General features: G+C 66.2%; 16 protein-coding genes. 8 read left to right on the forward strand and 8 right to left on the reverse strand.

What is annotated here, in order from left to right; genetic code table 11:
• Positions 1 to 9 precede the first annotated feature (9 nt).
• Complete coding sequence (locus LHL23_RS14420) at positions 10 to 714, forward strand: CpXC domain-containing protein (protein WP_226430390.1); 705 nt, start codon at positions 10 to 12, stop codon at positions 712 to 714.
• Positions 715 to 747: 33 nt separating this feature from the next.
• On the opposite strand, the gene LHL23_RS14425 is transcribed toward LHL23_RS14420, so the two are convergent.
• From LHL23_RS14425 to LHL23_RS14445, 5 genes are all read right to left on the reverse strand, one after another.
• On the reverse strand, positions 748 to 1,113 hold the full coding sequence (locus tag LHL23_RS14425; RefSeq protein ID WP_226430391.1) for a cytochrome C oxidase subunit IV family protein: 366 nt from the start codon (positions 1,111 to 1,113) through the stop codon (positions 748 to 750).
• A 9-nt stretch (positions 1,114 to 1,122) separates the two neighbouring features.
• Positions 1,123 to 1,839, reverse strand: coding sequence for a heme-copper oxidase subunit III family protein (locus LHL23_RS14430; RefSeq protein ID WP_222481911.1), 717 nt, complete (start codon positions 1,837 to 1,839; stop codon positions 1,123 to 1,125).
• A gap of 12 nt (positions 1,840 to 1,851) precedes the next feature.
• Positions 1,852 to 2,550 carry a cytochrome c oxidase subunit 3 gene (locus LHL23_RS23550; protein ID WP_226430392.1) on the reverse strand — a complete coding sequence of 233 codons (699 nt, stop codon included), beginning with the start codon at positions 2,548 to 2,550 and terminating at the stop codon, positions 1,852 to 1,854.
• A complete protein-coding gene (locus tag LHL23_RS14440) occupies positions 2,547 to 4,319 on the reverse strand; it encodes a cbb3-type cytochrome c oxidase subunit I (RefSeq protein WP_222481909.1) in 1,773 nt (590 codons plus the stop codon). Before LHL23_RS14440 ends, LHL23_RS23550 begins: the two co-directional genes overlap by 4 nt.
• Before the next feature lie 111 nt (positions 4,320 to 4,430).
• Entirely contained in the window at positions 4,431 to 5,261 is an 831-nt protein-coding gene (locus tag LHL23_RS14445; protein ID WP_222482030.1) for a cytochrome c oxidase subunit II, read from the reverse strand.
• 356 nt (positions 5,262 to 5,617) lie between these two features.
• Here LHL23_RS14445 and LHL23_RS14450 point away from each other — a divergent pair, with 356 nt between their 5' ends.
• The gene (locus LHL23_RS14450; RefSeq protein ID WP_226430393.1) at positions 5,618 to 6,286 is read left to right on the forward strand and encodes a hypothetical protein; all 669 of its coding nucleotides are present in this window, start codon (positions 5,618 to 5,620) and stop codon (positions 6,284 to 6,286) included.
• Here the strand turns inward: LHL23_RS14450 and LHL23_RS14455 are convergent.
• On the reverse strand, positions 6,224 to 6,961 hold the full coding sequence (locus LHL23_RS14455) for a hypothetical protein (RefSeq protein WP_226430394.1): 738 nt from the start codon (positions 6,959 to 6,961) through the stop codon (positions 6,224 to 6,226). The two genes, LHL23_RS14450 and LHL23_RS14455, sit on opposite strands and share 63 nt — an antisense overlap.
• Positions 6,962 to 7,072: 111 nt before the next feature.
• Between LHL23_RS14455 and LHL23_RS14460 the strand changes: the two genes are divergently transcribed.
• On the forward strand, positions 7,073 to 7,414 hold the full coding sequence (locus LHL23_RS14460) for a hypothetical protein (RefSeq protein WP_222481906.1): 342 nt from the start codon (positions 7,073 to 7,075) through the stop codon (positions 7,412 to 7,414).
• On the opposite strand, the gene LHL23_RS14465 is transcribed toward LHL23_RS14460, so the two are convergent.
• Positions 7,411 to 8,802 (reverse strand): aminotransferase-like domain-containing protein, encoded by a 1,392-nt coding sequence (locus LHL23_RS14465; RefSeq protein WP_226430395.1) that lies wholly within the window; start codon positions 8,800 to 8,802, stop codon positions 7,411 to 7,413. The two genes, LHL23_RS14460 and LHL23_RS14465, sit on opposite strands and share 4 nt — an antisense overlap.
• A gap of 284 nt (positions 8,803 to 9,086) precedes the next feature.
• On the opposite strand from LHL23_RS14465, the gene LHL23_RS14470 reads away from it, so the two are divergent.
• From LHL23_RS14470 to LHL23_RS14480, 3 genes are read left to right on the forward strand one after another with little or no spacing between them, the layout of a single operon-like run.
• The gene (locus tag LHL23_RS14470) at positions 9,087 to 10,613 is read left to right on the forward strand and encodes a DUF4153 domain-containing protein (RefSeq protein WP_226430396.1); all 1,527 of its coding nucleotides are present in this window, start codon (positions 9,087 to 9,089) and stop codon (positions 10,611 to 10,613) included.
• A 13-nt stretch (positions 10,614 to 10,626) separates the two neighbouring features.
• Complete coding sequence (locus LHL23_RS14475; RefSeq protein ID WP_226430397.1) at positions 10,627 to 11,319, forward strand: response regulator transcription factor; 693 nt, start codon at positions 10,627 to 10,629, stop codon at positions 11,317 to 11,319.
• Entirely contained in the window at positions 11,304 to 12,836 is a 1,533-nt protein-coding gene (locus tag LHL23_RS14480; protein WP_226430398.1) for a sensor histidine kinase, read from the forward strand. Before LHL23_RS14475 ends, LHL23_RS14480 begins: the two co-directional genes overlap by 16 nt.
• A gap of 60 nt (positions 12,837 to 12,896) precedes the next feature.
• Here LHL23_RS14480 and LHL23_RS14485 read toward each other — a convergent pair whose 3' ends face one another.
• A complete protein-coding gene (locus LHL23_RS14485; RefSeq protein ID WP_226430399.1) occupies positions 12,897 to 13,925 on the reverse strand; it encodes a substrate-binding domain-containing protein in 1,029 nt (342 codons plus the stop codon).
• Between the two features lie 110 nt (positions 13,926 to 14,035).
• On the opposite strand from LHL23_RS14485, the gene LHL23_RS14490 reads away from it, so the two are divergent.
• A complete protein-coding gene (locus LHL23_RS14490; RefSeq protein ID WP_226430400.1) occupies positions 14,036 to 16,351 on the forward strand; it encodes a DUF1989 domain-containing protein in 2,316 nt (771 codons plus the stop codon).
• A 37-nt stretch (positions 16,352 to 16,388) separates the two neighbouring features.
• The gene (locus LHL23_RS14495; protein ID WP_226430401.1) at positions 16,389 to 17,348 is read left to right on the forward strand and encodes an ABC transporter substrate-binding protein; all 960 of its coding nucleotides are present in this window, start codon (positions 16,389 to 16,391) and stop codon (positions 17,346 to 17,348) included.
• Positions 17,349 to 17,378 lie beyond the last annotated feature (30 nt).

The raw sequence follows: 17,378 nt of genomic DNA on the forward strand, positions 1-17,378 counted from the left end.
TGCTGACCGATGTCCCTATTTCACCCCGTCAACCTGGTCTGCCCGCACTGCGAGGCGCCGGTGACCATGATGGCCGTGGGCAGCGTGAACGCCGACCGCCGCCCCGACCTGCGCGAAGACATCCTGGAGGACCGGTTCCAGGACACTGAATGCAGCGCCTGCGGCGAAAGCTTCCGGCTGCAGCCGCAGTTCAACTACCTTGATGCCGGCCACGGCCAGTGGATCGCGGCAATGCCTGCCAGCCGCCTGCGCGACCACCTGGAGCTGGAGGACGAGGCCAAGGCCCTGTTCGATACCAGCTACGGGGCGCAGGCCCCGGCAGCGGCCCGCGACGTCGGCAGCGGCCTGGCGGTGCGCCTGACCTTCGGCTGGCCCGCGGTGCGGGAGAAACTCCTGGTCAGGCAGCTGGGCCTCGATGACGCCATCGTCGAAATGATGAAGCTGCACATCCTGCGCAGCGTGGAATCGGTGCCGATGGCCGAAGGCATCGAACTGCGGCTGGTCGACACGGATGAGGAGGCCGATGGCTATGTCTTTGCCTGGCTGGAGACCGCGTCGGAGAAATACATCGAATACATGACCGTCCCGACAGAGCTGTACCGCGCCATCCAAGGCAACCCGGAGGGCTGGGCGGCGGTCCGCAGCCGCCTGGAGAACGGCTGTTTCGTCGACATGCAGAAACTTTACATGGGCGAGGGCCGCCACCCGGGCTGAACGCCCCGGCGCGGCCCGCGGGACCGGAAAACGCTAGCGGGCGCCAAGCTCGATGACGCGTGTGGCTGCGGTGTAATCGGATTCGATCAGCAGGATCACCAGCAGGCCGATCAGCGCCAGCGGCGGCAGCAGGATCGCATAGCTCAGCGCCAGCCGCTCCCAGGCCATATGCATGAACACAGCGGTGATCAGCCCCGCTTTCAGCACCATGAAGATGAGAATGAGGCTCCACCGCAGACCCCCCTGCAGCCCGGCATAATCGACGAAATACGACGCCGCGCTCAGCACGAACAGCAGCCCCCACACCAGCAGGTAAAGCTTGATCGGATGCTGCTGGCCGCCGTGGTCCTGCACGGCGGTCCCGGCCTGCGCGTCAGCGGTATGTGATGAATGTACCATTCCGTCCCCCTACCACAAATAGAAGAAGGCAAAGATGAAGACCCAGACCAGGTCGACGAAGTGCCAGTAGAGCCCCATGATCTCGACGCCTTCATAGTCGCCGTTGCCGGCCGACAGCCAGCTGCGCTGGTCGCGGTCGAAATCGCCGCGCCAGACCTTCCTGGCGATGATCACCAGGAATATGACCCCGATCGTGACATGGGTTCCGTGAAAGCCGGTGATCATGAAGAAACTGGCCCCGAACTGCTCCGCGCCCCAGGGGTTCTCCCAGGGCCGGACGCCTTCGGAAATCAGCTTGGTCCATTCAAAGGCCTGCATGCCGACAAAACCCGCCCCCAGCGCCGCGGTTGCCAGCATCAGCAGCGCGGTCGGGGTGCGGGCCTTGCGGTAGGCGCTGTTGACCGCCATCGCCATGGTGCCCGAGGAGGAGATCAGCACAAAGGTCATGATCGCAATCAGCAGCAGCGGAAAGTTGTGGCCGCCGATGTGCAGGGCAAACACTTCGCTTGCGTTCGGCCACTCCGCGGTGGTTGAGCTGCGCGCGGTCATATAGGCGACCAGGAAACAGGCAAAGACAAAGGTGTCGCTCAGCAGCAGGATCCACATCATCGCCTTGCCCCAGGACACCCGCTTGAACACCCGCTGATCGGACCCCCAGTCGGCGGCAAAGCCGCTGTAGCCCTGCTGCAGCAGGGTCTGGTCCTGGCCTTGGAACTTACTCTCCATGTCTGAATCCCCCTAACTCACGGCAGCGCGGCATAGCGCCAGAAACGCGTTGCCCCAGCCCTGCAGCAGCGCAAACAGCATCAGCCAGAACGCCAGCAGCACGTGCCAGTACAGCGCGCAGGCCCGGACGCCCGGCAGCAGCGCCCTGGCATCCCCGGCCCCGGCATGGCGCAGGCAGACCGCTGCCAGCGCGATGATGCCGCCCAGCAGATGCAGCCCGTGCAGGCCGGTGATCAGATAGAAAAAGCTCGCCGCCGGGGCGCCGTCCAGCCGGTAGCCGCCGGCGGCCAGCGTCACCCACACCTGCACCTGGCCCGCCAGAAAGGCCAGCGTGGCAATGCTGGCGGCGATCAGGCTGGCGCGCAGCCAGCGCGCGGTGCCCGCCCGCGCCGCGATCACCACGAACTGCAGGCCGACGCTGGCCAGCAGCAGCAGCGCGGTATTCATCCAGACCCGGCCGGGCAGCGGCACCAGCGCCCAGGGGGTCTCCTCGATCTGCATGACAAAGGCGCTGCCCAGCATCGCAAACAGCCCGCCGGCCACCGCCAAGAAGGCCACGATAAAGACAAACCCGGGCGCCCGGCCCGGGCCGTGCCCCGCCAACGGCGCGATGCCGGTTTCCAGCCAGGGCTTGGAGGCCAGCCGCTGCTGCGACAGCCACAGGCCGGCTGCCAGGGCGACCAGCGCCAGGAAGGCAAGGATGACCGTCACAGCCGCCTGTCCTCCCCGTCCGAGACCCAGGGATCGGTCTGGGCAATGTAATCCTCGGGCGCGCCGGGCACGCTGTAGTCATAGGCCCAGCGGTAGACATCGGGCAGCGCGTCCCAATTGCCGTGCCGCGGCGGGGTCTCGGGCGTCTGCCACTCCAGCGAGGCCGCCCGCCACGGGTTGCCGCCCGCCTCGCGGCCGCGGCGCAGACTCCAGTAGAGGTTGAACAGGAACAGCACCTGCACCGCCCCGACAATCAGCGCGGCAGAGGAGATGAAGGCATTCAAGCCATCCACCGGCGCGGTCAGGAACTCCGGCTCGCCGATCTCGAAATACCGGCGCGGCACCCCGACCAGGCCGACGTAATGCATCGGGAAGAACACCGCATAGGCGCCGATGAAGGTGACCCAGAAATGGATCTGCCCCATCGCTTCATTCAGCATCCGGCCGGTGATCTTGGGATACCAGTGGTAGACGGCGCCGAAAATCACCATGATCGGCGCCACCCCCATCACCATGTGGAAATGCGCCACCACGAACATGGTGTCGGAAAGCGGCACATCGACCACCACATTGCCGAGGAACAGGCCCGTAAGCCCGCCGTTCACGAAGGTCACGATGAACCCCAGCGCAAACAGCATCGGCAGGGTTAGATGGATGTCGCCCTGCCACAGGGTCAGCACCCAGTTGTAGACCTTGATCGCGGTCGGGATGGCGATGATCAGGGTGGTGGTGGCAAAGAAGAAGCCGAACCACGGGTGCATGCCGGAAACATACATGTGGTGCGCCCAGACGATGAAGCTCAGCGCGCCGATGATGACGATGGCCCAGACCATCATCCGGTAGCCGAAGATGTTCTTGCGCGCGTGCACCGCGATCAGGTCGGAAACGATGCCGAAGGCGGGCAGCGCCACGATATAGACCTCGGGGTGGCCGAAGAACCAGAACAGATGCTGGAAGGCGATCGGGCTGCCGCCGCCGTAGCTCAGCTTTTCGCCCAGCTCCACCAGCGCCGGCATGAAGAAAGAGGTGCCCAGCAGCCGGTCGAACAGCATCATCACGCAGGCGACAAACAGCGCCGGGAACGCCAGCAGCGCCATCACCGTGGCGGTGAAGATGCCCCAGACCGTCAGCGGCAGCCGCATCATCGTCATGCCGCGGGTGCGGGCCTGCAGCACGGTCACCGCATAGTTCAGCCCGCCCATGGTGAAGCCGATGATGAACAGGATGAGCGACACCAGCATCAGGATGATGCCGCTTTGCGCGCCGCCCGGGGTGCCCGACAGCACCGCCTGCGGCGGGTACAGCGTCCAGCCCGCGCCGGTCGGCCCGCCGGGGACAAAGAAGCTGGCAACCAGCACCAGCACCGCCAGCAGATAGACCCAGTAGCTCAGCATGTTGACGAAGGGGAACACCATGTCCCGGGCGCCGACCATCAGCGGGATCAGGTAGTTGCCGAAGCCGCCGAGGAAGATCGCGGTCAGCAGGTAGATCACCATGATCATCCCGTGCATGGTGACAAACTGGTAATAGGCTTCGGCGGTGATGAAGTCGAAGGTGCCGGGAAAGCCCAGCTGCAACCGCATCAGCCAGGACAGCACCAGCGCCACCAGTCCGATGGCCACCGCGGTGCCAGAATACTGGAGCGCGATGTACTTGGCGTCCTGCGAGAAGACGTATCTGCCGATCCAGCTGTGCGCATGCGGCGGCATCACATCTGCAACTTCGCGCGGCGGCAATTGCATCCGATCGTCAGAACCGCGGTCTACCATGCCTTCCTCCTTGAATGCTTCCTCCATCCCCGACGGCATTCAGCGCGCCGGACCATCAGGGCCGCAGAAGGGGGGCGGCCCGGTCAGGCATTGCTTCCGGCAATGCGCCGGTCAGTTCTCCGCTAGCCGCACCGGCTGCGCGGTGCCGGCATTGCTGGCGTATTCTTCAAATGTCAGCTGCTCCTGCAGCCACTCCTGGTATTCCTCGGCCTCCACCACGGTCACATAGCCGCGCATGAAGGCATGCGCGGTGCCGCAGTATTCGGCGCAAAGCACCTCAAAGCCGCCGGTGCGGGTCGGGGTGAACCAGATGTAGGTGACCATGCCCGGCACCATGTCCATCTTGGCGCGGAACTCGGGCACGTAGAAATTGTGCAACACGTCGATCGAACGCAGCAGCAGCTTGACAGGCCGGTCCACCGGCAGATAGACCTCGCCGCCCTCGATGATGAGGTCGTCCTTGCCGAACCGGTCATGCGGATTGATGCCCAGGGGGTTTTCGCCGCTCACCCATTCGGCATCCGCGGTGCCCAGCACCCCGTCGGCGCCGGGCAGCCGGTAGGACCAGCTCCACTGCTGGCCGAACACCTCAACCTCGGCGGCGTCATCGGGCACCGTGACGAATTGCTTCCACACGAAAAGCCCCGGCACCAGCATCGCCGCCACCCCGGCAGCGGTCACCCCGGTCAGCCACCACTCCAGGCGCTTGTTTTCCGGGTCGAACACCGCCCTGTGCCCGGGCCGGTGCCGGAATTTCAGCACGCAGTAGGCGGTGAACAGGACAACCGCAGCAAACACCGCCCCGGTAATCCAGAAGGTGATGACCAGCGTGTTGTCGATATAGTCCCAGTTCGACGCGATCGGTGTCCACCACCATGGGCTTAGCAAATGGAATGCGATGGACCCCAGTACGATCAAGACGAGTGCGACCACGATTAGCATCTCGCCCCCTTTCCCTGCGCTGCGGAACATCGGGGATGCCCGGCCGGCAAGACTGTTGGTAAGCCGATCCACTATAGTCAATTTTGGCGAAATAATCCAGTGAACCGCGCCGCCCGGTTGATCGCGCTGCAGGCGGAGCCCTCGCCGGCACCACCTCCCGGCCGCTGCCTGAGGCGCAAAATCCGGCCCGTCACTCCAGCCAGCCACTCCCATCCGGCAGCCATCGGCCGGCGGCAGCCAGCGCCTGCGGCCCCCCTGCCCGGCAGGAAAACATATCCCGCGTTCGAAAATGGGGAAACCTTTGCTGTGCGCCCGCGATGCGCGTGCGCCTTTCCATCAAGCAAAGGAAAAACGATATGGAACACAACAACATCCTGACACACATGCAGGCCATTGCAGACCGCTTCAGTGCGGAGGGCTTGTCGCTATACGTGTGCTCCAGCCCGGCAGAGCTGCCGGCCCTGCTGGAGGAGATCGGCAAGAAGCGGGTACATCCCATGTCCGAGGTCAGCGACGAGGAACTGCGCTCGGGCCGTGCCTTCTGGCTGTTCCTCAAGCGGGACGGCAAATGCATCACCTGCATCTCCGCCAAGAACATCGACCTGGGCAGCCAGGACTTCGGCAACTACTTCCGCAGCCTCGCGGCCTCCCGTTACGGCGGCCGCGACGGGGTCGTGGCAAGCGTTTCGCAGCCCCTGGTCGATGAACTGCGGGGCAGGCTCATCTACTTCGGCGGCATCGAAGTCGCTCCGGACGAACGGGGCGGCATCCGGCGGCTCGGCGACTTCGCCCAGTATGTGAAACTGCTGGCCGCCCTGCGCTGGGAGTTCGACTGGATGTACACGATCATCGCCTACAAGCACCGCCGCCTTGCCGACGACTACGGCTTTAACGGCAAGTACCGCAACGCCATCAGCTGGGCTGATCCGGTGCCCGAGGGGCTGGCGAATGATCAGATGATCCTAGGCCTCAACGCTGTCCACTTCTCGCACATTGTCAGCAGTGTCGAGCCAGGTCAGCTTTGAGAAAACCGCGGTGACCGGCTCCTCCTGGGGGCCGGTCACCCTCATTGTCACTTTGCGGTAGCCGCCCTTCACCCGCAGCCCCTTGATGACCACGTCCAGCTCCTCGTCGGTCACCAGGTAGGGCACCTCATCCAGCATCCTGTGCGAATGCATCGCGCGCTGCAGGATCTTCTCTTCGAAGGATCCGACGATGCGGTAGAAGTCGCGGTTGCCGGCCAGCATCAGCCGCTCAGCGGTCGGGCTGCGCTTGCCGATCTGAAGCGGATGCATGATCCGGTCCGTGGCCTCGATGGGCTTGTACAGATCGACCTGGTCCTCGAACCATTCCCAGTTATTCAGCCGGCCGCCCTCTTGGTGGTACCAGTCCAGAATGTGGTCGGTTGTCACGTTGAAACCGGCCCTGCAGCAGGCGGCATGCTCCGCGTTGGCTTGCTCCGCCGCCCGCCACCGGTTGAGCCTTAGGGCAGAGCCCTGGGCCTCGCCGGGCAGGTCGAAAAAGAACTGGATCGGAATGCCTAAACCCGCCGAAAGAAGCGCCACCGAGGAGGCGGGAATTTCGCGGTTGTTCCGCATCTGGCTCCTCAGCGTGCCGTAATTAACACCGGAAATCGTGCAGGCTTTCTTCAGCTTCACACCTGCAATCCTGCAGGCGGCATCAATGCGGTCAGCGATCATCTGCGCCCCAAAAGTTCACATATGTGACTTTTTCTCTCAAGAGTTGACAGTTGTCAATCAAGCGCCCATCAATCAATGCGCGCGAACATCTCCGCAAAAGGCAAGTTTCCAGTGGAACCGACAGATGAACACCTGCCCCGCGCTGGGGCCCAAGGAAGGGATCAGGACACCCGCAGCGGCGAGCTGGAGCGTCTGCAAAAAGCCTGCAAGATTTCGGGAAGAAGCCTCAGCTTCTGGACGGACCTGACCAAGGGGCTCGACGCAGCCTCGCTTGCCCTGCTGGTGTCGAGGGCCCAATTGCTTTCGACGGAATTCTCCTCGACCTGCGACCGCCTGCAGCAGGACCAACGCGAAGCCGTCTCCCTGTTTTCGCAAATCGGCCCGCGCGACCGGCACACCTTCCTGACAGCGCTGCGCAGCCTGGTTGCCCACCGCAACGGGCAGCTGAACTAGCCCGCCGCCGCGCCCAGCAGGCGGCCAAGGATCCGGCAGCAGGACGGATCCGTCATTTGGCTCACATTGAACCGCATGAAGGACGGCTTGCTCTGCGTGACGCTGAACACATTGCCCGGCGCCAGCACCAGCCCCTCCTGCAGCGCGGACCTGGCAATATCCGCGGCATCCGCCCCGCCCGGCAGCTCGCACCACAGGTAAAACCCGCCGCGCGGCCGAACCCAGGGCCGGATCCCCAGATCCAGAAGGCGGCTTTCCGCATCTGCGCGGCAGCGGCCCAGCCGGTCCCGCAGCGCCTCCACATGCCTGCGGTAGCCGCCCTCGTTCAGCACCGTGCACAGCAGTTCCGCTACCATCGGGCTCGGGCCGCTGAAATTCACCGCCACCTGCAGATCGGTCAGCGCCTCGATCCAGTCGCCGCGGGCGGCGATGTAGCCGCAGCGCAGCGACGCCGACAAGGTCTTGGAGAAACTGCCAATCCGGACCACCCGCTCCAGCCCGTCCAGCGCCGCCAGCCGCGGCGAAACATCCGGCTCGAACTCGGCGAAGATGTCATCCTCGACAATGGTCAGATCATGCGCCGCAGCCAGCGCCAGCACCCGGTGCGCAACCGCGGCGGAAATGGTTGCCCCGGTCGGATTGTGCAGCGCCGAATTGGTCAGGTACAGCCGCGGCCGGTGCTCCGCCAGCGCCGCTTCGAACGCCCCAAGTTCCGGCCCCGACGGCGTATAGGGCACGCTGACGATGCGGATCTGGTGCGCCCGCAGCAGCGCCTGGAAATTGAAATAGCAGGGATCGTCCACCAGCACCGCATCGCCCGGCCGCAGCAGCAGCCGGCAGATGAGATCCAGCGCCTGCGAGCCTGACCCGGTCAGCAGGATGCGGTCCGGCTCCGCCTCCAGCCCCTGGTCGAACAACCGCCGGGCAATGTGCCGCCGCAGCCCCGCCTCCCCTTTTGCGCTGCCATAGGTGGTGAGCACCGCGCTCGGCGCCGCCGCCAGCGACCGCATCGCCCGGCGCAAGGCAGAGACCGGCATCCAGTCATCCGGCAGCCAGCCGCACCCGGGCATCGGCACGTCCTTGCGGGAATCGATCGACTGGCGCGTCACCCACAGCGGGTCCACCTCGCGCGCCAGCTGCGGCCCGGTGTCCGACACCGCAAACGGCTGCGGCTTGTCGGCGACGTAAAAGCCCGCCCCGCGCCGCGCAAAGATCACTCCTTCGGCGGCCAGCTGGTCATAGGCCTCGGCCACCGTCGACGGCGACACCCCCAGCCGGGCGGCGCAGCCGCGGATCGAGGGCAGCTTGTCCCCCGCCACCAGAGCCCGCGAGGTGATCCGCCTCTGGATGTCGCTGACGACCTGCATGCGCCGGGAAGGGCTCGCCATGTGCTGCCTCGCTGTTCTGCATCTTTGGCCAATACAATTTTCCAAAACTGTATGGCCTCAGATCTGTCTACTGAACCAGGCGCCCTGTGCAAACCGCCAAATCAGCCAAAGATGCGGTGCAGGCGGTCGGCGCTCTTGCGCCCACAGGGCCAAGGCATTCCGCGTCAGGTCTCTGCACAAATTCTGCACCAAAGCCCCCCGGAACCTGCGCAGACAGCCCGCCAAAGTTGCAAGCGCAACCCGCATCACTGCAGGCAAGAAAAATTGCAAGCAGGAGACAGGACATGAGGCAGGAACTGGTGATTCACGGGGTTCCCGACAGCATCCGGCTGGACGCATGGTGGCTGGAGACGGCGGCAACACCGCCCCCGGCGCAAAAGGGCCGCCGCCCGGCAGGCGGCCCGCTCTTCGCCTCGCTGCGGATGCGCCACGCGATCCCGCTTCTCGGGGCCTTGGTTGCGCTGGCCGACTGGCTGTTCTGGGACCAGCCCGCGGGCATATCCTTTGCCGTCTTTGCTCTGGTCCTCTCGGCCGCGATCCTGGCGATGAAACCCCGGCGGCCAACTGCCCGGGAATGGGCCGCGGCTCTCGGCTTTGCGGTGCTCAGCAACCTGCCCGCCGCCATCGAGCTGCAGTTCCTGTCGGTCCTTTTCAGCCTCGGCGGTCTGGCCTGCCTCGCGGCCTGGGCGGTCTACGGGCTTGCCGCCAGCGAACGGCTTGCGCTGCGCACCGCCCTGCGCCTGCCGACCATCGGCGCCGTGCTGCTGCTGCGCGATGCCGTCCGCGCCCTGCCCGCCGCGGGCCTCGGGTCCGGTCTCCGCGGCCAGGCGGCCTCGCTGGCGCTGCCGCTGCTCATGGGCGCGGTTTTCCTGATGCTGCTGGCCGCCGCCAACCCGCTGCTGGAGGAGCTCCTGGCGGAACTGGACCCGGGCCGCCTGTTCGAACTGCAATTCTGGCTGCGGATCCTGTTCTGGACCGTGATGGCGGCGCTGCTGTGGCCCTGCCTCAACCTCAGCCAAGCATGGCTGGGCAGCTCCGCGCACCCCGCCGCGCTGCAGAAGGCAGGCCCCAGCCGGGCCGCCTTTCTGATCAACCCGGTGTCGGTGCGCAACTCGCTGCTGCTGTTCAACCTGCTGTTCCTTGTGCAAACTGTCATGGACCTCGGAATCCTGACCGGCGGCGTGTCCTTGCCCAAGGGGATGAGCTATGCATCCTATGCCCACCGCGGCGCCTATCCGCTGGTGGTGACAGCGCTGCTGGCGGGCGTGTTCACACTGGCGGCCCGCAGCATGATCGGCGCCGACCGGACCTTGCGCGCCCTGGTCTACCTGTGGCTGGCGCAGAACATGTTCCTGGTGCTGACCGCGGCGATCCGGCTGCACCATTACGTCGGTGCCTATGCGCTGACCTACCTGCGGGTTGCCGCCTTCATCTGGATGGCGCTGGTGCTGGCGGGGCTGCTGCTGACCTTGGTCCAGATCCACCGCGGCCTCGGCACCGCCTGGCTGCTGCGCCGCTGCTTCGCCGCGCTGCTGGCCACCCTCTACGCCTGCGGCTTCGTGAACTTCGCCGGCCTGATCGCCAGCTACAACCTGACCCGCGCCAGCACCCTGGCGGAACCGGACACCTATTATATCTGCAGCCTCGGCGCCGGGGCCTACCCCGCCATTCACGCCTATGAAACGGAAACCGGCCAGCAGGTCTGCGGCAGCGCGATGCACTATGACCTGTACAAGAACACCATCACCAACTGGCGCGAATGGGGCTTTCGGAGGTGGCGGATCCAAGCCTATTATCAGCAGCAGAATTGAAGGACCCCATTTGATGCCTGCACGCATTCTTGTTGTCGATGATGATCCCGATATCCTTCAGGTGACCGGGTTCGCGGTGGAAAAGGCAGGTTATGAGACCCTCTTTGCCAGCGACGGCCTCGCCGCCCTCAGCGCCAGCCGGGAGGAACGCCCAGACCTGATCGTGCTGGACATCGGCCTGCCGGAAATGGACGGGCTGGAGGTCTGCCGCGAGATCCGCAAATCCTCAGATGTGCCGATCCTGTTCCTCACCGCCCGCGATGACGAGATCGACCGCATCGTCGGGCTGGAGCTTGGCGCCGACGACTACCTGACCAAACCCTTCTCCCCGCGTGAGCTGGTGGCCCGGATCAAGGCCATCCTGAAACGCAGCGCCCCGGCCCCGGCGCAGCCCGATCCGGTGCTGGCGCAGGGCAGCCTGCAGCTCGATGCGGACCGCCACCTGTGCCGCTTCGCTGCCGCGCCGGTGGCCCTGACCGGGTCGGAGTTCCGGCTGCTGGCAACCCTGATGGCCCGCCCCGACCGCGTGTTGTCGCGGGCGCAGCTGGTGGATGCGCTTTACGGCTACAACATCCATGTCTCCGACCGCACCATCGACAGCCACATCCGCAACATCCGCGCCAAGCTGGCCCAGGTCGGCTGCGCCGAGGGGATCGTGACCGTCCACGGCGTCGGCCTCAGGATGGGCGCATGCACGCCAGGCTGACCCGCAAATGGCGGCCCCGGCTCTGGGCGGTGGTGCTCCTGGTGCTGGCGCTGGTCCTGTGCCTGCCGTTTGCCGGGCTGATCCTGTTCCGCTTCTACGACAGCCAGCTGGTGCAGCAGACCGAGGAAAGCCTGCTGACCCAGGCCGCGGTGATGTCGGCAGCCTACGCAGAACTTTACGCAGGCGCCGCCGGAAGCGAACCGCCCCGCGGGCACGCGGTCACCGGCGAGCACGCGGTGTTTCCGTCGCTTTCGGTCAACCGCGAAACCGTGCTGCCGCCGCGTCCCGACGCCAAGCCGCTCTCCGGTCCTGCCGGCGTCCCCTACCGCAATATCGCGGCCCGGCTGACCCGCATCGCCAATGCCGCGCAGGCGCAGACGCTGGCGGGCTACCGCTTCCTTGACGCCCGCGGCAACGTGTTTGCAGGCACCGCCGAAACCGGCACGTTTCTGGGCCACGTGGATGAGGTCCAGGGCGCGCTGGCCGGCAAGACCGTCTCCGTCGCCCGCACCCGCGTGCGCGAAGATGCGCCGCCCGCGCTCTACACCCTCAGCCGCGGCGCCCGCGTGCGCGTCTTTGTGGCGATGCCGGTCTTTGCCGACCAGACCCTGATCGGCGCGGTCTACCTCAGCCGCACCCCGAACCACATCTTCCGCTTTCTCTATGGCGAGCGCTTCAACCTGGCCAAGGCCGCAGCCTTTGTCGCCCTCTCCACCGCGTTGATCGGCTACGTGTTCTGGCGGTTCATCACCCGGCCGATCCAACTGCTGATCCAGCGCAGCCAGCTGGCGGGCCACGGCGGCCAGGCCTGGGAGCCGCCGGACCAGCTCGGCACCCGCGAGATCGAGGAGCTGAGCCGCAGCTTCCAGTCGCTGACCGGCCGCCTGCAAAGCAAGCAGGACGCGCTGAAAACCTACACCGCCCATGTAACGCACGAGCTGAAATCGCCGCTCACCGCCCTGAAAGGCGCAGCAGAGCTGCTGCGCGACGATGATCTGCCCCCGGCGCAGCGGCACCAGCTGCTGGACACGGTGGACAAGGGCGGCAAACGGATGGAGGACCTGCTGGCCAACATGCGCGCCTTCAGCCTTGCCGATCAGAGCGCCATGGCAGGAAGCTGCTGCCTGGACGGCATCGCGCCGCAAATGGCGCGCGCCTTTCCGGCGCTTGCGCTCCGGGTGGAAAACGGCAGCCTGCCGCTGCCGGTGGCAGCGCGCACCCTGGGCATCCTGCTGACCCACCTGCTGGAAAACGCCCAGCAGCACGGCGCGCAGGAGGTTCTCCTGACCGCCCGCCGGGACGGCGATGCCGTCAGCCTGCAGGTGCAGGACGACGGCACCGGCATCAGCGAGGGCAACGCCGGCAAGATCCTGCAGCCCTTCTTCACCACCCGCCGGGACAGCGGCGGCACCGGCATGGGCCTCAACATCGTCAAGGCCACCGCCGAAGCCATCGGCGGCAGCCTCAGCGTCGCCACCGCCGACCGCGGCGCCTGTTTCCAGCTGACCTTCGGTTAACAGCCTGGCGCTGCCGGTGGCGGCATCTTTCAGCGCCGCTGCCAAGGATCAGGCCGCGGCCTACCCCTCCGGATCCGCCCCCGCCGGACCGGCAGTCGAGGCCCGGACCACCAGGTCCGATGCCAAAAGGCTCGGCTCCGGCACCTGCTGGGTTTCGACCCATGACGCGATGGCATCCGCCGCCGCCGCACCCATCCGCGACACCGGCAGGTGAACGGTGGTCAGCTCGGGAAACAGATGCGCCGAGCCCGCCAGGTCGTCGAGGCCCATCACCGATTTCTCCCGCGGCACCGATACCCCCTGGCGCTGCAGCTCGAACAGCACACCCGACGCCAGCACATCCGACAGGCACAGAACGGCGCTCGGCTGCTCCTCCGCCTGCAGGATCGCGCGGCCCGCCGCGCAGCCGCCGGCAATGGACAGCTCAACTTCATAAAAGCTCAGGCCGGGTTTCGGGCTGTGCCCCTCCAGCCCAGCGATCCGCGCCCGCGTCCGGTCGTTGCTGGCGCTTGGCCCGTGCACGACGGCGATCCGGCGGTGGCCCAGATCCGTCAGATGGGCCAGCGCGGTGCGCGCCGCGGCGGCATTGTCATAGCCGATGGTGGGCAACCGGTAATGCGGGTCATAAAACGACGTCGACACCGCCGGCAGCTGGCAGCGCTCGATCAGGCTGTAGAACTCCGGCGCGTGGGTGACGCCGGAGACGATCAGCCCCTCGGCGCCGATATCGACCAGCCCCTTGGCCTTCTCCGCTTCCTGATCCGGGTCATTGTCGGTTGTCGCTACCACCAGCGACAGCCGGTGCGCCGCCAGCCGGCTTTCCATGCTGGCCAGCACCCGGGCAAAGATCGCATTGTCCAGCGTCGGCACCAGCGCCCCGACAAACCGCGTGCGCCCGGTGTTTATCGCGCGGGCAGCGGCGCTCGGCACCCAGTGCAGGCTGTTCATCGCCTCTTCCACCCGCTTCCGGGTCGCCTCGGCCACGGTTTCCGGTGCGTTCATAACGCGGGAAACGGTGGCGACTGAGACGCCCGCCGCCGCCGCAACATCCCGCAGATTGGCGCGTTTCCGGTTGGTGCTCCGCTGCATTCCGCCTGCCTTCCTTTGCCGGTTCCGGTTCGTCTTTAATGAAATTCTTGACACATGTAACTGGTTTCATCAACCATGTAACCAGTTACATTCTCAGATTCGGCAAGAAAATGACCCGCTACGCAGTCCTGCGCGACTTCGACAACATGGGGTTCAGAACCCCCGCCCGCTCCTTCCCCGGCTTCCCCAAGCCAAGTGAAGGCGTGACGCACCGCCTCGCCCCGCGCGAAGGCCTGATGCAGGAGATGCGGCCCGGGGATCTGCTGTCGCTGACCGGGTCGGGATGCCAGATCGCCGCCTTCGGCGCTGGAGGCCGCCCGGCTTTGGATGCGCTGGGGCTGAACGCAGATGGCACGCTGCACCTGGCGGAATGCGATCCCGGCGCGCTTCTGGGCTGGATCAACGCCCACGGCGGCGGCAGCGCCGACGAAATCCCCGCCTGCACCCTTGCCGCCACGGATGAGCCGCTGATCCTGAAAGCCGCCGCCCGGGCCACGGTCTGGATATTCCGCCCCGCACTGCCGCACGACCTGGTGCACGGCACCGTTTCAGGCCGGATCGAGATCACCTGGCAGCCCGGACCGGGCACCGCGCCGCTGCTGCCGCCGCTGCTGGGCGACACCCGCGACGAGTTTACCGTCAGCCGCGGCACCGGCTTTGCCTATGAGGTGAAGCAGGGCGAGATCATCCAGATCATCGACGTGGAGGGGCAGCAGTGCTCCGACTTCACCGCCTTCCGCGCTGCCGGGCTGGAGCGCGGCGAGGAACTGATGATCGACAGCACCGCCACCCGCTCGATGGTGCGCCGCGCCTACCCGGGGCCGGGATTGCTGGACAAGTTCTTCGACCCCGGCATGCACCCGATGCTGAACGTGATCCAGGACACCTGCGGCCGCCATGACACTTTCGGCCTCGCCTGCACCGCGCGCGGGTACGAGGAGCGCGGCTTCCCCGGCCATGTGAACTGCTCCGACAACATGTCCCACGCGCTGGCGCCCTACGGCGTGGCACCGCGCGCGGCCTGGCCTGCGATCAATTTCTTCTGGAACACCTGGGTCGACCCGCATTCGCACCACATCCTGACCGAGGAATCCCACTCCCGCCCCGGCGACTATGTCGCAATGCGGGCGCTGGAGGATCTGGTCTGCGTCTCCACCGCCTGCCCGGACGACATCGACCCGATCAACGGCTGGAACCCGACCGATGTGCATGTCCGCATCTACCGCCCCGAAACACCCCTGCGCCGCGCTGTTGCCTACCGCGAAAAGGAAGACGCCCCGATGTCGATCAGCCAGAACTCCGCCTTTCACGCGCGGCTGGAGCCGCTGACCCAGCATTTCGCCCCCGCGCGCGATCTCTGGGCGCCGGTGAGCTTCCCGTCGCATGGCACCACCGGCGAATACTGGGCCTGCCGCAACGCGGTGACGGTGCAGGACATGAGCGGGCTGCGCAAATACGACATTGCCGGCCCCGACGCCGAGACGTTGCTGCAGCAGGCCACCACCCGCAACGTGGCCAAGCTGGCGGTCTGGCGCGGCTCCTACACGCTGATGTGCGACGAGGGTGGCACGGTGATCGACGACGGCACCCTGTTCCGGCTCGCCCCCGACCTGTTCCGCTGGTGCTGCGGCTCGGAGGAAAGCGGCCGCGTGCTGGAGACGCTGGCGCAGGACATGGACCTGCAGGTCCGCATCCACGACATGCGCGGCGCAATGCCCAATCTGGCCATCCAAGGCCCCAGGTCACGCGACCTCCTGCGCAAGATCGCCTTCACCCAGCCGCATGTGCCGCAGCTGGACCAGCTCAAATGGTTCGGCGTCACCGTGGCGCGGCTGAACGACCGCGAGGGCGCCCCCTTCATGCTGTCCCGCTCCGGCTACACCGGCGAGCTGGGCTATGAGATTTTCTGCTCCCAGGCCCACGCGCTGGAAATCTGGGACGCGGTGATGGAAGCAGGCGAGGAATTCGGGATCACCCCGATGGGCTCCGCCGCGCTGGAGATCATCCGGATCGAGGCCGGGCTGGCCGCCGCCAACGCCGAATTCGCACCGGGCGTGGATGCGTTTGAGGCGGGCCTGGGTTTTGCCGTCGACCTGGCAAAGCCTTCGTTCACCGGCAAGGCGGCGCTGGAGCGCAACGCGCGTGACCCGCGCCGGGTGCTCAAGGGCCTGCTCCTGGGCTGCAGCGACGTGCCGCTGCACGGCAGCCCGGTCTATGCCGGCGAACGGCAGGTCGGCACCGTCACCTCCGCCGCCCGCTCGCCCTCGCTGGAGCACGCCATCGCCATCGCCCGGCTCGGCGTCGAACACGCGGAGAACGGCACCCGACTGGAGGTTGGCCAGCTCGACGGGCGGATGAAGCGCCTCGGAGCCACCGTCACCGGCATCCCCTTCCTAGACCCGCAGCGCAAGCGGGCGCGCGCCTGAGGCGCTTGAACCCACACACCAACAGGAGAGAAAAACGATGAAACATTTTGCCTTCGCCACTGCCGTTGCCGCCCTCGGTGCCACCGCAGCCACCGCACAGGAAAAAGTGATGGTGGGCGAGCCCAGCTGGCCCGGCGCCAAGATCATGAGCCGGATCATCGGCCAGGTGATCGAAACCCGCCTCGGCAGCGAGGCCGGCTATGCCCCCGGCGCCAACGCGGTGATCTTCGCCTCGATGGACGGCGGCCGCGGCGACATCGACGTGCACCCGGATGTCTGGCTGCCGAACCAGGCCTCCTTCACCGACGAATATGTCGGCCAGAAAGGCACCGTGGCGCTGTCCTCCGGCAGCTACGAAGGCCGCGCAGGCATCTGCGTGCCCAACTACATGGTTGAAAAACACGGCATCAAGTCGATCTTCGACCTCGCCACCCCCGAAGCCCAGGCGCTGTTTGACAGCGACGGCGACGGCATGGGCGAGGTCTGGGTCGGCGCCTCCGGCTGGGCCTCGACCAACACCTTCAAGGTGCGAGTGCGCGACTACGGCATCGAAACCTTCCTGACCCCGACCACCGAAGACGAAACCGTGTTCTACTCCCGCCTCAAGGATCTGGTCGACCAGGAGAAAGGCGCCGCCTTCTACTGCTACGCGCCGCACTATGTGCACGCGCTCTATGACGTGACCATCCTGGAAGAGCCGGAGCATGACGCAGCCACCTACAAGATGGTGCAGCCGGATCAGGATGCCGATTGGTACAACAACTCGCACATCTCCACCGGCGAGCCGGTCAAGACCGTGACCGTGGCCTATTCCAGCTCCCTGAAGGACCGCAACCCTGCCGCCGCCTCCTTCCTGTCCAGCATCGACATGAGCGCCGACGCCCTGTCCGAACTCACCTACGAGGTGGTGGTCAAGGGCAATGAAATCGACGCCGTCGTGGCCAGCTGGATCGCCGACAATGGCGATACCGTCGATACCTGGCTTGGCCTGAAATAACGCGCCCTCCCACACGCGCGCCCCGGCGGC

It is taken from the genome of Leisingera sp. McT4-56, assembly GCF_020514995.1.
In the GTDB taxonomy this organism is placed as follows: Bacteria; Pseudomonadota; Alphaproteobacteria; order Rhodobacterales; family Rhodobacteraceae; genus Leisingera; species Leisingera aquaemixtae_A.

Excerpts from the sequence above, each read along its gene's own strand:
- LHL23_RS14495 (WP_226430401.1), top strand. The coding sequence starts at position 16,389 with ATGAAACATTTTGCCTTCGCCACTGCCGTTGCCGCCCTCGGTGCCACC.
- LHL23_RS14450 (WP_226430393.1), top strand. The coding sequence starts at position 5,618 with ATGGAACACAACAACATCCTGACACACATGCAGGCCATTGCAGACCGC.
- LHL23_RS14440 (WP_222481909.1), bottom strand. The coding sequence starts at position 4,319 with ATGGTAGACCGCGGTTCTGACGATCGGATGCAATTGCCGCCGCGCGAA.
- LHL23_RS14470 (WP_226430396.1), top strand. The coding sequence starts at position 9,087 with ATGAGGCAGGAACTGGTGATTCACGGGGTTCCCGACAGCATCCGGCTG.
- LHL23_RS14425 (WP_226430391.1), bottom strand. The coding sequence starts at position 1,113 with ATGGTACATTCATCACATACCGCTGACGCGCAGGCCGGGACCGCCGTG.
- LHL23_RS14420 (WP_226430390.1), top strand. The coding sequence starts at position 10 with ATGTCCCTATTTCACCCCGTCAACCTGGTCTGCCCGCACTGCGAGGCG.
- LHL23_RS14475 (WP_226430397.1), top strand. The coding sequence starts at position 10,627 with ATGCCTGCACGCATTCTTGTTGTCGATGATGATCCCGATATCCTTCAG.
- LHL23_RS14485 (WP_226430399.1), bottom strand. The coding sequence starts at position 13,925 with ATGCAGCGGAGCACCAACCGGAAACGCGCCAATCTGCGGGATGTTGCG.
- LHL23_RS14465 (WP_226430395.1), bottom strand. The coding sequence starts at position 8,802 with ATGGCGAGCCCTTCCCGGCGCATGCAGGTCGTCAGCGACATCCAGAGG.
- LHL23_RS14490 (WP_226430400.1), top strand. The coding sequence starts at position 14,036 with ATGACCCGCTACGCAGTCCTGCGCGACTTCGACAACATGGGGTTCAGA.
- LHL23_RS14455 (WP_226430394.1), bottom strand. The coding sequence starts at position 6,961 with ATGATCGCTGACCGCATTGATGCCGCCTGCAGGATTGCAGGTGTGAAG.
- LHL23_RS14480 (WP_226430398.1), top strand. The coding sequence starts at position 11,304 with ATGCACGCCAGGCTGACCCGCAAATGGCGGCCCCGGCTCTGGGCGGTG.
- LHL23_RS14445 (WP_222482030.1), bottom strand. The coding sequence starts at position 5,261 with ATGCTAATCGTGGTCGCACTCGTCTTGATCGTACTGGGGTCCATCGCA.
- LHL23_RS14430 (WP_222481911.1), bottom strand. The coding sequence starts at position 1,839 with ATGGAGAGTAAGTTCCAAGGCCAGGACCAGACCCTGCTGCAGCAGGGC.